Source organism: Paenalcaligenes sp. GW821-LYS-B07-1 (assembly GCF_058803365.1).
In genome coordinates this window covers 2,617,985-2,630,952 of the sequence record NZ_CM179516.1, presented here as the reverse complement: position 1 = coordinate 2,630,952, position 12,968 = coordinate 2,617,985, and the positions used below count along the sequence as shown (strand labels likewise).

The 12,968-nt window shown below is 49.2% G+C and carries 21 protein-coding genes; 1 reads left to right on the top strand and 20 read right to left on the bottom strand.

Annotated elements, in window-relative coordinates; translation table 11 throughout:
- Positions 1-34: 34 nt before the first annotated feature.
- The 18 genes from AC3QL0_RS12685 to AC3QL0_RS12600 all read right to left on the bottom strand — a co-directional run bounded on the left by AC3QL0_RS12685 (position 35) and on the right by AC3QL0_RS12600 (position 10,911).
- Entirely contained in the window at positions 35-979 is a 945-nt protein-coding gene (locus AC3QL0_RS12685) for a 5'-nucleotidase (RefSeq protein WP_493008808.1), read from the bottom strand.
- Positions 980-1,133: 154 nt separating this feature from the next.
- A complete protein-coding gene (locus AC3QL0_RS12680; protein ID WP_493008807.1) occupies positions 1,134-1,463 on the bottom strand; it encodes a hypothetical protein in 330 nt (109 codons plus the stop codon).
- Positions 1,464-1,772: 309 nt separating this feature from the next.
- On the bottom strand, positions 1,773-2,831 hold the full coding sequence (locus tag AC3QL0_RS12675) for a tyrosine-type recombinase/integrase (RefSeq protein WP_493008806.1): 1,059 nt from the start codon (positions 2,829-2,831) through the stop codon (positions 1,773-1,775).
- Positions 2,832-2,835: 4 nt separating this feature from the next.
- Positions 2,836-3,054 (bottom strand): DUF4224 domain-containing protein, encoded by a 219-nt coding sequence (locus AC3QL0_RS12670; RefSeq protein WP_493008805.1) that lies wholly within the window; start codon positions 3,052-3,054, stop codon positions 2,836-2,838.
- Positions 3,055-3,076: 22 nt separating this feature from the next.
- Complete coding sequence (locus tag AC3QL0_RS12665; RefSeq protein ID WP_493008804.1) at positions 3,077-3,802, bottom strand: DUF2786 domain-containing protein; 726 nt, start codon at positions 3,800-3,802, stop codon at positions 3,077-3,079.
- Between the two features lie 35 nt (positions 3,803-3,837).
- Entirely contained in the window at positions 3,838-4,479 is a 642-nt protein-coding gene (locus AC3QL0_RS12660) for a hypothetical protein (RefSeq protein ID WP_493008803.1), read from the bottom strand.
- Positions 4,480-4,492: 13 nt separating this feature from the next.
- Positions 4,493-5,173, bottom strand: a complete 681-nt coding sequence (locus AC3QL0_RS12655) for a hypothetical protein (protein ID WP_493008802.1) — start codon at positions 5,171-5,173, stop codon at positions 4,493-4,495.
- Positions 5,170-5,316 (bottom strand): helix-turn-helix domain-containing protein, encoded by a 147-nt coding sequence (locus AC3QL0_RS12650; protein WP_493010991.1) that lies wholly within the window; start codon positions 5,314-5,316, stop codon positions 5,170-5,172. The genes AC3QL0_RS12655 and AC3QL0_RS12650 overlap by 4 nt, the downstream gene beginning before the upstream one ends.
- Positions 5,317-5,541: 225 nt before the next feature.
- Positions 5,542-5,775, bottom strand: a complete 234-nt coding sequence (locus AC3QL0_RS12645; RefSeq protein ID WP_493008801.1) for a hypothetical protein — start codon at positions 5,773-5,775, stop codon at positions 5,542-5,544.
- A gap of 158 nt (positions 5,776-5,933) precedes the next feature.
- A complete protein-coding gene (locus AC3QL0_RS12640; RefSeq protein ID WP_493008800.1) occupies positions 5,934-6,725 on the bottom strand; it encodes a DUF2303 family protein in 792 nt (263 codons plus the stop codon).
- Positions 6,726-6,739: 14 nt separating this feature from the next.
- Positions 6,740-7,075, bottom strand: a complete 336-nt coding sequence (locus tag AC3QL0_RS12635; RefSeq protein ID WP_493008799.1) for a YfdP family phage-associated protein — start codon at positions 7,073-7,075, stop codon at positions 6,740-6,742.
- 70 nt (positions 7,076-7,145) lie between these two features.
- Entirely contained in the window at positions 7,146-7,649 is a 504-nt protein-coding gene (gene ssb, locus AC3QL0_RS12630; protein WP_493008798.1) for a single-stranded DNA-binding protein, read from the bottom strand.
- A gap of 3 nt (positions 7,650-7,652) precedes the next feature.
- Positions 7,653-7,853, bottom strand: a complete 201-nt coding sequence (locus tag AC3QL0_RS12625) for a hypothetical protein (RefSeq protein ID WP_493008797.1) — start codon at positions 7,851-7,853, stop codon at positions 7,653-7,655.
- 568 nt (positions 7,854-8,421) lie between these two features.
- Complete coding sequence (locus tag AC3QL0_RS12620) at positions 8,422-8,619, bottom strand: hypothetical protein (RefSeq protein WP_493008796.1); 198 nt, start codon at positions 8,617-8,619, stop codon at positions 8,422-8,424.
- 332 nt (positions 8,620-8,951) lie between these two features.
- Complete coding sequence (locus AC3QL0_RS12615) at positions 8,952-9,191, bottom strand: hypothetical protein (protein WP_493008795.1); 240 nt, start codon at positions 9,189-9,191, stop codon at positions 8,952-8,954.
- The gene (locus AC3QL0_RS12610; protein WP_493008794.1) at positions 9,188-9,613 is read right to left on the bottom strand and encodes a hypothetical protein; all 426 of its coding nucleotides are present in this window, start codon (positions 9,611-9,613) and stop codon (positions 9,188-9,190) included. The genes AC3QL0_RS12615 and AC3QL0_RS12610 overlap by 4 nt, the downstream gene beginning before the upstream one ends.
- A 117-nt stretch (positions 9,614-9,730) precedes the next feature.
- The gene (locus AC3QL0_RS12605) at positions 9,731-10,564 is read right to left on the bottom strand and encodes an SPFH domain-containing protein (protein ID WP_493008793.1); all 834 of its coding nucleotides are present in this window, start codon (positions 10,562-10,564) and stop codon (positions 9,731-9,733) included.
- Positions 10,561-10,911, bottom strand: coding sequence for a hypothetical protein (locus tag AC3QL0_RS12600; protein WP_493008792.1), 351 nt, complete (start codon positions 10,909-10,911; stop codon positions 10,561-10,563). Before AC3QL0_RS12600 ends, AC3QL0_RS12605 begins: the two co-directional genes overlap by 4 nt.
- A gap of 448 nt (positions 10,912-11,359) precedes the next feature.
- Between AC3QL0_RS12600 and AC3QL0_RS12595 the strand changes: the two genes are divergently transcribed.
- Positions 11,360-11,722 (top strand): zinc ribbon domain-containing protein, encoded by a 363-nt coding sequence (locus AC3QL0_RS12595; protein WP_493008791.1) that lies wholly within the window; start codon positions 11,360-11,362, stop codon positions 11,720-11,722.
- Positions 11,723-11,803: 81 nt separating this feature from the next.
- On the opposite strand, the gene AC3QL0_RS12590 is transcribed toward AC3QL0_RS12595, so the two are convergent.
- Together AC3QL0_RS12590 and AC3QL0_RS12585 are read right to left on the bottom strand one after the other, a co-directional pair.
- The gene (locus AC3QL0_RS12590) at positions 11,804-12,466 is read right to left on the bottom strand and encodes a LexA family protein (RefSeq protein ID WP_493008790.1); all 663 of its coding nucleotides are present in this window, start codon (positions 12,464-12,466) and stop codon (positions 11,804-11,806) included.
- Between the two features lie 283 nt (positions 12,467-12,749).
- Positions 12,750-12,926, bottom strand: coding sequence for a hypothetical protein (locus AC3QL0_RS12585; protein ID WP_493008789.1), 177 nt, complete (start codon positions 12,924-12,926; stop codon positions 12,750-12,752).
- Positions 12,927-12,968: the final 42 nt, after the last annotated feature.

Genomic DNA, 12,968 nt, shown 5'->3' with positions numbered 1-12,968 from the left:
TATTGGGCTGCGGCTCAATAGTGTGTTTTTTTATCTAGCTAATTTTGGACTTCACACCGTTAGTAATGCCAAAAGGTACATGCACTGCAGGCAGAATGTCAGATGCCGGTACTAGGTGTGTTTTCTGATCGTCAAAGAAAATGTGCGGGTTGATCACTTCTAATGCCCGTTTCTTTTCCACGCCACCTAAGAAAAACGCCTCATTCACATTAATGCCCCAACTACGCATGGTGTTGATCACACGTTCTTCGGCAGGGGCGTTGCGGGCAGTCACAATAATCAGTCTAAGTTTTGGGTTGTAGGCTGGGTCTTCCTCGGCGCGTTTCTGTTCCAGTCGCTGAATATTAGAAAGTTTTTGCAGAAAAGGGCGCAGTGGGCCGGAGTTCAGTGGCACATTGATCTTGCTTTGCTCATGTACATGAAACTCGTTCAAATCTTTATTGGCTTGAAAGACGGATTCAGCTTCGTCATCCGCCAACACCCCATCAAAGTCAAAGGCAACTCTAAGCTCATCATCGCCCTGAGTCTCGAAATGGGCGGACTCCAGCACTTGTCCTGCAGGGTAGCCAGCAAGAGTTGCTTGCTGCACATCGGTTTCATTTGCCGATAAAAACAAACAAATAGAAAACGCGGGAATATAGCGATGTGGGTTTCCGCCCTGTAAAAACACGGCGCGCGAGATATCTAAATGGTGATGACGAATAGAGTGCATCACCCGCATGCCGGTATCGGGATCATTGCGCGAGAGCAGCACAACCTCGACAGGCGGGTCATCAGGACGCACATTGTTCAACGACAGCAAACGCTTAATAAAAGGGAAAGCCACGCCAGGGGTAAGTGGAATACTTTGATTCTCGCGCTGATGCTTACGATATTCCTCTTCACCTTCAGTGCGGAAAATCCTGTCTGTCTCGGATAGATCAAATAACGCGCTGGAGGCGAGGCCTATAACAAGGCGGTGTTCTAGTTCGTATGCCAAACCGGTTCCCTGTGAAGTGCTGTGTACGAAAGACAGTGTATCTGGGTAATGAGCACTTATTCTACGTGCAAGCGCAGAGCCTGAAAACGATGGCCAACAAAAAGGCTTAGGGGTAAGCCTAAGCCTTTGCGATAACTATCACGTCCACAGCCAGTTAATCGTTTTCTGCGTATCGTGTGTAGGGGTAATTCAGTTTCTTGAGCTTCTTTTCTGCTTGCGCTAACAGCTCTTCATCGAAATAGCTGATCCATTCAGTCTCTAGAATCAGCGCCTCTATGGATAGATCCAGTCTGTTACCCATATACAGCTCAGATATACCGTAGGACAGCTCTTCCTTGCGTACCAATTTTTGAGCCGTAGCCAAACCGCCGTCACTACCCAACATGGCAATAAACTGCCTAGGGGTGTACTTCAGCTCTCTTTTCATCTCATTTGCTTTACCGTGCAAAAACGCAGTAAAGCGGTCTTCTGTGTTTCTATCCATCGTGCTTCCAGTGTGTAAGTCGAGGGTATTGTACTTTGGCTGAGCCCCTGCGTCTTAGAGCATGCTGGGGTGTTGCATAGGTGTTTGGGTGTGATGCAAAAAACAAAAAGCCCCTAGATCGCTAAACCTAGGGGCTTTCTTAAATTCTTGGAGGCGCAAGCCGGAATCGAACCGACCTACACGGATTTGCAAGCCACCAACGAAAGTCAGAATTCATGCTAGTTAGGGGGCGCTTTTTGTTCCGCAAATAAAAGAAAAACTGCATATTTTTACCTAGTGTTTATGCGGTTTTGCGGAGGTGATGCGGAACTATTTAGTGGGCGTAACTCGCTTGCCAAGTCGGTGCCTTACGTAATGCGCCGTCATTTTTTCAGAGGTGTGACCAAGCTGATCTTTTGCCGCTGCCATGCCATGGGAGTCCTCTTTGTCTGTACCTGCTTTGGCTCGCAAGTCCATAAACTTAAATGAGTCATGATCCACACCGGCATCCTCTCTTGCCTGCCGTAACCATTCTGATACGGTTCTGCCTGAAACAGGGCGACCATATTGGTTTAGCACTAAATTCAGGTGGGCAGAGCGCATTGACTTACGTCGTTTTCTAATTCGCTCAATCACCTCTTGCAGTTTCCCTGTGATTTCGATCCGCAGTTTTGCGGATGTTTTGCCCTGTTCTACATGAAGGTACCCGTCTATGATGTCATTTTCTGACATTGAAACCGTATCAGCTGGGCGTTGTGCGGTTAGGTATGCGAGATCCATAGCGTCGCGCAGCGGGTCACTGCCGTGATTCCATACTTTTGTATATGTCCCGTCATCAACATATACGTCCCGCCCTGACTCTGCCAATCCTGAAATCCCCAAACATGGGTTTGCAGAAGAGGTAAGCCCTTTTCCTCGCGCGTAATTAAACACATGACTAAAAAGAGCACGCTCACGATTAGCACGGACGTTGCCGCTTTGCTTGGTGACTTTTTTACCTTTTTCAGCAAGCCATTTTCGAGTCTTGTCTACTCGCCATGCCATAAATTGCTTTATGTGGACCGGCTCAATTTCCTCTAACCTGGCATCGCCAAAAAACTCCCGTAGGGTAACCAACTCGGCAAGGTTATCGGTTTGCGTGCGAGCGCTTTTAAACGGCAGAACATCAACAAGGTATCTGTCAACAGCATCATTAAATGTTGGCCGGAAGGCTTGTGGTTGATGCTCTAGCTCTGACCACTTCTGCAGGGCAAGCACATAATCAGTGCCTAGGGCTATTTCTTTTCTGGGTTTACCACCTAAGTCATAGTAATAATAAACCCTAGTACCTCGAACCCTCCTGCGCATCCTTGGCGGGAGATTGCTGTGCCTGTATGATTTTCTTCCCATAAACTTACCTCAAGGGGGCGGGTGTCCATTTCTCCGGCTGCTGTGATGCGTGTTGGCGAGAAATTAAAGCATCTTTTGCAATTACCGGCTCGCCTCTTGCGTCCCTCCAAAAAGGGATGCCGTGTTTGCGCAAGTGTTCGATTTGCCTTTCGGCGCGAGTTTTCCCGTTTTTGGCTGACCTGATTCCAGTCAGCTTTTTAACCTCTTCGTCGGTTAAAAACATAATTGCTCCAACAAAAACCCGGCTATGCCGGGTGTGTAGTTGCGTTTGTGGTTACCTGCTCGTTGGGGGCGGCGGTACCAACTCCAATATTGATGGTTTGCGCTTTGCCGGCGAGATAGCCCGCAGTAAGAGCCAAAGCATCCTGATCTTTGGGCTTGCTATCTCTTCTTTTCTTTACAGGGATGTTTTCAGTTAGATGCGTTGAAGCCTCCACCTCGGCCCTATGCGTGTCTCGCTCTTCGTCACTCATGCCGTTAAAGATTCTGTTAACGGTAGTAATCACGCCGCCTGTAAAAGCCTCATAGAAACTGTTGCGTGCAGCTGGGTTTAAGGGAATAGAGTGTTCCTTTAGGAACTGCTTGTGGTTCTCCCACGCTTTGGCTTGTGCCCTGGTGATGACATCGCTGATATAGAGTGCGATTTCTACCATGGGTTTTTTGCCGTAAAAGGTGATGACTAGCTTTTGCTGCCAATTGGTGTGGTAAGCGGTCTGGCAGCCAAAGATAAATCCAATAGCTACGTAGAGTCCGGTTTTCCACTTGCCACGGTCTTTGGTAGCGGTTTCAAAATCGCCGCTTCCAAACTCTGCTTGGCCCAATTCCATGTGAGTGATGGCATATTTTTCCATCATGGCGTCAGCGCGCTTGCGTGCAATAGCGGCTTCGTGCTCATTGCTGGATCCAGCCAGCGCCAATAATTTACGTATACGCTCAACGTAACGAGAGCGATCGTTTTCGTTTTCCGTCATATTATTTCCAGTAAAAACCCCGCATTTGCGGGGTGTTAGTCTGTGTCTGTAGTGGGGGCGGCTGCGTGATGCTCGTCATACTTATTGATTGCCCATGCAATAGCGCGGCAGCACCATATGTAGTGATAGTCCCAGCCCTTACCATCTGGCGCTCCATCGGAAAGATCAAAGAAGAAGTAAGCAGGGGAGCCAAACCCATCTGGCGCATACTGATACTCTCTAATCAGTTTTACGGCACCCCATTCATCGGGGTCTGTTCCGTCTAGCTCATCTTCAAGATCTTGGCGAGCGATAGCACGTAGTTCTAGGTCATCGGCATTGGCTTTGGCTGAGTCAAAGATGGCAAGCGCTTGACTGCGAAAATGATCCCAGTCAAATGTTTTGCATCGGTCGCGACCATCCACGACTTTCTCCTGCCAGTATCCGGGGTTGATTCGTTGAGAGTCTGTGCGGAAAAACGCGAACATATCCTCTAGTCGGGAAAAGGTGAATGTTTCGCAGTCGCCGGTGATTGTGAGATTGCCCGGCCAAGTCATGATGTCGAACCAACCAAAGCCACCATTTTTAAATCTGACTCGTAGGTGTCGGTATAGCCCGTTATCCAGCAGAACTTCCATACTTGCTGCTTCAGCCTCTTTCGTGAAATGCTCAAGCGTGGGTTCGTAGGTGTTTCCCATTTTTCTTCCTTATTCAAACTTGCTGATTTGACGATTTCGTCAAGTTGCCGGACTCAGGTGGATGCACAGGGCAAGGCCAAGGACGTAGAGATCCATTGCCGGATGGGCAAGAGCAGGTAGTGAATTGATCGCCAGCAACTCGTTCAGCTATAGCGGACATCCACCTTTTGCGATATTGCATCGCCTTTTCTTCCGCCACTTGCAACTTTGCCCATAGAGAGCGGTATTCTTCATCCCACGATGAGGGGGCTTCCGCTAACCAGTCCGCTAGGGTTTTACTGTCATGCAATAGGTCTACAGCTTGGGCTGCGATGGGGGCGTTATCAAGTACGCGCCTAATGGCGGCTGCGCTACCCTTGTACCCATGCCCTGCAAGCAAGCCCATAGCGCCTGCCAGCTCAGCACGGTCTGTGTCGCTCAAAGCCTGTGCGGTAGGTGCAGCTACGCCACCGACCTTTTCGCTGGTCACAAAGTCATAATGACGAGCAGCAGCATCGAGGACAGTGGATGCCTTTACTCCGACATTAAAGCGAACGCAGCCAATAGCCATGGGGCGATCAATTTTTGCGTGGGGCCGTTCTGCTAACTCCTTAGACAGCAGAGCCATATCATCGTCGTGCAGTCGCAGGAGATCTTGATATAGAGCCACGACTTCTGGCTGGCTCATGCTTGCGAGTGCTTGTATTTGTGTCATGCCTTGGCCCTCTGTGCTCTTAGCACGTTAAAAACTGTTGTTCTCGATATGCCCACCTCAAAAGCTATGTTTCGCTGGCTCATTCCTGACTTGGCCAACTGGATGATGCGTGTCTTGCGGTCGGGTTTACCGTGCAGGCTCATGAGCTGAGCCGCCATGTTTTGTATAGCTGTCATGTAAATAGCTCCTGCTGAGTGGGGGCTAAAGTCAGTAGATGTATTTGCTTTCCCGGTGCTCGTTGTATCTAGCGCGGGTGGTGATTGTTTGCACCGGCTTCCCGCCATGCGCTGTCTGCGCTTCTTCCGCTCGTTGAAGGTTGTATTGAGCAAGCGGCGATAGGGTAGGGGTAACAGCTTTTTTTGTTCGTTTCATAGATGCTTCCATCCGCCTTCGGCGAACACCAGGCCATCTGATGAGATTTCGGTACCGAGGGCGATTTTTCCAGTTGAGTGATAGCAGTATGTTTTGCAGCGGCTGAGCATTTTTAGCTTGTGTCCGCCGTCAGCTGCGGTAAGGGTAAAAAATTGCCCCGGTTCAATATGCTGAATGCGGGGCTTAGGCTTGTATCCATCGGATGTTGTTTTGTTTTCTGGTTCGCTCATAGGCCACCACGTTTCACTACTTCATTGAAATAGGCTAGACCTACGGCAGCTGCTAGAGCTAAAACAACGCCGAGGATGGACCAGCCCGCGTACTTCTTACACCACACGTTTTGTTTCTCCATAAAACCCCGCGCTGGCGGGGTTTGTTTGCCATAGGATTAAGGGGTGCCACGTAGAATCTGCTGTTCGGTTTCTGTCGCGATTTTGGTGAACACATCACGCGCAGCATCTTCAATGATTTTGTGGGGGCGTACCATTTCGTACCACATCACCAAGTTGGCATCGTTGATGCGGTAGCGCAGGCGGCATTCAATTTTGTAGCCTTCGCCGCCGTCGAGAACAGCAATACCTATTTTGAAAGTTTCAGGGATTTGCAACTTACCCTTGGAGGAAGTCCCTTTAATTTCTTCTTCGTATGTAAGCTCTGTCTGCCCATTCTGTAGACGGATACCAGACGAGAAGTTCACTTGTTTTTTGGCCTGTAGGCTGCGCGAGATTTCCAGCATGTCAGCGCCAGCAGGTTCTACGATGTCAGGTAGGTTGCGTTCAATAAAGTCAGCAAACTCAGCTTGCTTCATAGCCTTGCCATCGCTCTTGGACCATTCCAGCCACTCAGCAGAGAATGGGCAGGCGTATTTAACGCAGTGATCTTTCCAGCCAGCGCTTTCAAGGGTGTGATCGTTCAGTACACCAGTGAAGCTGGGGGGATTCAGCTTTGCGTAGATTTGGCTAGAGTCAGTAGCATGCTTGTTGAAGTATTGGATGAAGCTATCAGCGTCATCCATAAAAACTGTGCCGGTCGCTCGGTTAGGGGTTAGTAAGTGTTTCTCTAGGGAGTAAAGGAGATAACCCTCAGGCACGATGGCATATGTGCTGGGTGCGCCTGGTATAGCAACGGGCTTTCCAAGTGCTGCGCCAGCGGCTAGTGAATCAGAAACGATTTTTTCCATGACTTGTTTTGTCCTTATACGGTTTTAAGGGTTTGGGGTTTTTCGGAACCAATAGACTTCAAGCCTTCTATAGTCATTTGGCGTGGATCCTCGCGCTGGAGGTTGCCTTCGGGTGTGGCCCACATAATGGATCCGCCTTTTTCGAGTTCAGGCACCGTGGATTTAATGGCGTCTGTGATTTCCAGTTCACCGCTTTTCCCCGGCTTGAGTTTGATTTGCAGAGTCAGTGATCCGGTTTTTCCGGTATTGATGCAAGCGTTCACTACCTCCTGCATTTTTTCGGTCAGTTCGTCATGGAGGGTTCCATAACGGAGGTCTTGAAGAACCTCGCCAAAGGTTTTATTGCTCATGATTTCCTCGGATTAAAAAAGCCGCAGGATAAGCGGCTGTTGTTGGGGTATGTGGCAGGGTGGTTTTTTCTTAAATTACGTATTCACAGCGAGCGAGCAGCGGAGCGAACGGGATATCGTCGTCCATGTCGGTGATGCCGCCACCGCCCTGACTTGCAGCTTGGTACGGGTTGTTTGTTTGGTTTTGGGTTGGTGCTCGTTGCTGCGCGGGCGCGCTGTACTCGCCATCACTGCCACCATCACGACCGCCTAGCATTTGCATTTGGTCTGCGATGACCTCGGTGGTGTAGTTGTCTTTACCGTCTTGGCCTTGCCATTTGCGTGTGCGTAGTCGGCCTTCTACGTAAACGGAGCGACCTTTTTTCAGGTACTCGCCAGCGATTTCAGCCAGACGGTTATAGAAAACCACACGGTGCCATTCTGTTTCCTCACGGCGTTCACCGCTGTTGCGGTCTTTCCAGTTGGAGGTGGTAGCGATTGAGATATTGCAGATGGCGTTACCTTCTGCGCCGTAGCGTACTTCTGGGTCACGTCCCAAATTTCCTACAAGAATGACCTTGTTAACTGAAGCCATGAATTATTGTCCGGGGTAGGGGCCTATGAAGGGCAGGAATACAAAAAAGGAAATGCAGAACACATAGCCGCCAACAAAACTCCATGGTGGTATGCGGTCGCTTGGATTGATTGGTGGCTGGATATATGTTTGCCAAACCCATGAACCGCCACCCACAAAAACAAAGGGCACGGTCCATAGGAGCAGGCTAAGAAGCACGCTCATGATGATTTCCTGTTGAGTTGTGGGCGGTGTGCCCGTGAGGTGTACGTTAGTTACGTACTATTGATTTGGTACCCTCATAAATGAAGGGACCATGTGGCAAGGTGTTTTAATTTGTGCCGGTTACGTCTCCGGCGTCAGTCGGCGGCTGACCGTCCTCTGGCCTTTCCCGCAGCTTGCCAAGCCAAATTCTGAGGCGCGGGAGCAAAGTCTTTATCTCTCGTCTGCCAGCGAGTCGCATCAAGAGTAGGAGTTTTATTGTCCTACTCAAACGTGCGTTTTGGTTGATGGCGCTGGTTGCATCCTTCGTCCAGCTTGGCGGCGTTACAAGGTACGGTTGCGACCCGTTTTTCCTATCCGCCGGAGGTTCCTTCCGCGCTTTGCCTGCGCTTACTGCTGCCATCAAGGCCGATCACTTCCATTCGTCTCCGCAACGTCTTTTCAGTATTGGCTGCAATCACAGCACAGGAGTTATGGCGGTATTACACGTTTCCAACGTCTAGCCAATGCGCGACATGGCCGTGGGAAATGATCGGTCTTGATAGCCCCGCCACTTACGCGGGCGGGGGGGTTAATCATCGTATTTGAACTCTGGTGTTTTACTTCTATCTAGTGCATTCCAGCGCTCTGCAAGCGTTTCCTCATCAACCCGCAATTGAATCTTATGGTCACAATATGCGCACTCAATCCAACTTGCTTCTGCTTGGCTGTTGCTGTCGATATAAACCTCATCGGGACAGCCGCAATTTACGCATGGTAAAAGTTTCATGCTTTCTCCTAGGTGGTTACTGCTTGGGGATTAGGGCGCGTATGCGATCAGCCATGTTATCGGCAGCATTGAAAATGGCAGTCAGCTCATCAGGGAATCTATTTCCCCACCCGTTTCTATCCAGAAGCATCGCGTACTCCCTTGGCTGTTTTGCTGCTTCCTCCAACGCTTCCCGCACTCGCTCGTTTACGTAGGCTTCGGTTTGATCAGTGGTGATAGCCCCTGCCAATCTCCAGCACACTGGCATAATTGCCGATTTGGAGAGTAAGCAAAGCACCACCGTTTACTACGGTATGTTCGCCATGCCACTGGCTCCGGCATCGTTACCTTGCTCATATCAAATCCAATCCTCTATCTGCATCTGTTAGACCTTCATGAAACGCGCTTGCTCGTAAGTAGGCATCTTTGGTATGCCACTCGTACCAGCTTAGATTGGCTTGCATTACTTCATGGAACGTCATTGCACCAGTATCTAGTTCTTCTTGGTTCATGGGCTCATACTCGGTAACCTGCTCGAAGTTTTCAAGCCAAGCGCGTTGTGCTGGCGTGAGGTTTTTGGCGTAGATTGTCATGGCTTTTGCTCCATTTTGGCGCGTATAGAATCACCACACTCACAAGTGCAAACACCCAGCCATTCGCCAGTGATGCTGCTAACATCACCCGAACCGCCGCAGTACTCGCACTGAGGTTCTTTCTCCATTGCCGCTATAGACAAATCAACTCCAGTATCAAATTGATCCTCAGTTAACCCCCCATTTCCTAGCGTGTTTTTGTATACCCTAGCAGCATCAATAAACTCACGCCGTTTGTTTACGGTTGCTTGTCTCCATGCTCGGTATCGCGCCGCATCCCGTTGATCTTGATGTATCTCAGGGGATTGCAGTACGGCTTGTTCTGCCATTTTTACGGCATCAATTATGCCAATTTCAAATTCCTGAAATTTCCTTAAAATGTCTTTCCGCCATTCATCACTCAAAACAGTCATATTGGCCATGCTGACCTCCTATTAAATTTTGGTAGACGCTCTGCAAAGCCTACGTAAGCAATGGGGAACCGACCCCCATGCAGAGCGCCTGCCAAAAAGCCCTACAGAGAGGGCTTAGAGGGGGCGTTATTTAATATCTAGGAAGGGGACAGGGTTTCCAGCACCTGCGTATACAGGCAGCTTCCCATCCCATTTTTCAATTGCAGAGAGGGATACGACATTTGGGTTTTGTCGCAGGGCTTCGCCTTTAATTCGGATGGACTCGGCCTCAGCTTCTGCTACTGTGATGCGCGCCTGTGCTTCACCTTGTGCGGCAGCTGCTACCTTTTCAGCTTCTGCTCGTGCCTGTGCAACTTCATTACGGCGCTGTTCAGCCATTTGTGTGGCTTGAATCTTGGCGTTAATAGAGCCGACCACGGTTTCTGGCAGGCCTAAGTCACCAACCCAATAAATCTTTTCAATGGTGATGCCGATATCGCCTGTTTGCAGGGCAACATCTTCTTGAACTTGCTCGATCAGAGCTGCTTTGCCTGCGCCGTAGACTGACTCAATACCAAGAGTGCTAGCACGTTTAACTAGAGCGTCGCGCACCATATTACGCAGGTAGATATCGGTGATTTCATCAATGCCTTTACGGTACTTTTGGAATACAGCCGTTACCTTTTCAGGATTAACGTGATACGAGATACCAATATCAGCAGATACGGCTAAGCCTTCAACGGTCTGGAAGGACAGGCGGTCAGCACCCGTCCATGTATGGTTTTGGGTAAAGGTAGGGAATAAGAACAGGTCTTCATTCCAGCCCACCCAATAGCGGCCAACACCCAATTCTTCGGTATCGACACCTTTTTCACCACCTAGCAGGTGAACCTTCACACCTACATGACCAGCCGGCACCTTGCTGCAAGCGGCAAGAGTTAAGACGGCCAACACCATCCCGATTTTTTTGAGCATTTTCATTTACTACCCTTAGAGAAAAGAGCGTAGCCCCAGCACCCTAGAGCTAGCCCGATAACAATGCCGAGCAACACAAGTGCGGTGCTCTTTGCTGAAAACAGTGCAGGCCCTACTACTGCAATAAAGATCAGCAGCAGGGCGATAAACAGTGGTCTGGATTTGAGTGCGCTCTTGATGAGCTTGAGAATTGAGTCTTTCATGTGTTCTCGCTTCAACAAGCACCACCATTGATGCTTGCCAAAGCGGCCTGTTTCCAAGCCGTTGGTACTGTGTGGTTCCGTAAATGCTGCGGTACGGTTTCCTAACCGCCCCCTACCAAAATCATCAGGGGGGCGCCGAACCCTGCGCATGTTGTAGGCCTCACGCCAATCGCAGGAATGCATCTATTCGGTTTTTTGCTTTTCTTTGTGCCTGGGCGCAGCCGTTTCCCTTCCGCACCAATCGCTTCACAGCGTGGCGCGTAGCGTCTTTGTGTGCCGTTATTCGCCGCCCCGATGCTGCTGGGGCGGTGTGGTCCACACGTTGAGTTTTTAAAGATCGTTTGAAACTCTAGGCAGCTAGTGGCTGTTTTGAGTTGCTGTTAAATCAATAATCGCATATGCGATTAAAAATATCAAGCGCATATGCGATTAAACAAACGCAAAAGTGATTATTGGCTGTTGGATATACAACTTAGATACAGAAAAACCTCACGCGAGGTCTTTCTTATGAGGGGGCAGGAAGCGAAGAGAGGGGAAGTCGATGCTGTGGATAGGTGTTAAGATTTACCGTTTACATGCATCTCTAAAGGAGGGTGGGGTGGAACCAATTACTATGTTCATCATTGCTTTTGTATTGGCTTTGCTTGCCGCTGTAATTGCAGCAAAACGAGGTAGATCGGGCTGGATTTTTTTCTTGATCGCTATCGTTGGTGCCATTGCGGCAACGGCAGGAATGTCGTATGGGTCTAAGGGGAATGAAACAGCCATGATGATTGGGCTAATGGGGTTCCCTTTTATTGTTGTGATCGCTTCAATGATTGTTAACTCAGGCGACCAGATGGCGGCTGAGCATGGATCATATCGTGGTAAGCGAAAATGCCCTCAATGCGCAGAGTCTATTCGCGCTGAGGCTAAGAAGTGTAAACACTGTGGGGCAGAGGTAGAGCCTGTGAGCGCATAGTTGTTTATGCTGCGTAGAGAAAAAGCCCTAATGGCAAGGGCTTTTATATAGAGAGTGACGCTTCGTTAGGGGGATCTGTCTTTAGCTTCTTCTGTAGTACTTCCGATGCTCAATCATTGTTCCAATGATCTGAACTTGGTGCTGCTGGCTGTTAATTGATGGGTAATCCTCATTAAGTGGTACCAGCTCAAAAATCTCTTTACCTTCTTCATCAATACGAAGCAAACGGTACTTTTTGAAAGTGGCTTCTTGTTCGCTGTTCTTTGCTACCACGAAGTCGCCTGGTCGAGGCGTAACCTCACAATCAACGATAATGCGGTCCCCTTCTTTAAAATCAGGAAGCATCGAGTCTCCCTTGATTTGCAGGGCAAACGCTCGCTCGGATAGATCTAGGTCTGTCAGCAGGTACTCAACATCTTCCATGGTGAAGTTTTGCCCACAATCAGCAAATGCACCTGCTTGTACGTAATTTAAAAGCGGAATACGGCGATCTCCTATCGATGCTGGCATCACGTTAGATGAAGTGTTGCCGTTATCTCTCATTTCTCCCCGCCCTGTTTCTAGCCACTCTGGTCGCACGTGCAGAGCTCTTGCGATTTGCAAGAGCTTCCCACTGCCTTGATTACGACCATTTTCAATACTGCCAATAGTCGATTGACCCGAGCCAATGAGTTTGGCTAGAGAGGCTTGAGAAAGTCCCGCTTGTTCGCGGGCATGTTTAAGGCGGTTCGCTAAATTATTCATATCGCAATTGTGATATATATATCAATCGCATTGGCGCTTGCTTATTAAGCGCAAATGCGATTAAATACCCCCATGAACTGGAAAACACTTATAGCTGATCTGATGTTGGCTGGCTGGACTCAGGCACAAATAGCAACAGCCTTGGGGGGGCGTACCCAATCTTGGGTCGCTGATGTTTTGAGTGGCCGTTACAAGGACATTAAGTGGTCAGACGGTGAGAAGTTACGAAAACTTCATCGACAGGCAATGAAGAAACAGACCTCAACCAAAACCAAACAGCTCATTAGTGCAGGGTAGTTGGGCTGTCCGTTGACGTGCTGGTTGGCATTTCTGTCATGTCATTTTCCATGCATAACCGCTCAAACACAGAGCACAGCAGTTCGTCACTGATTTCTGAGTTTTCAGTGACACCGGCGCAGATTGATTTGGCTTGTTGCAGTAGTCGTTCGGTCTGAGTCATGGGTTAGCTCTCTATCTATTCATTTATGTGCATGAAAGCACT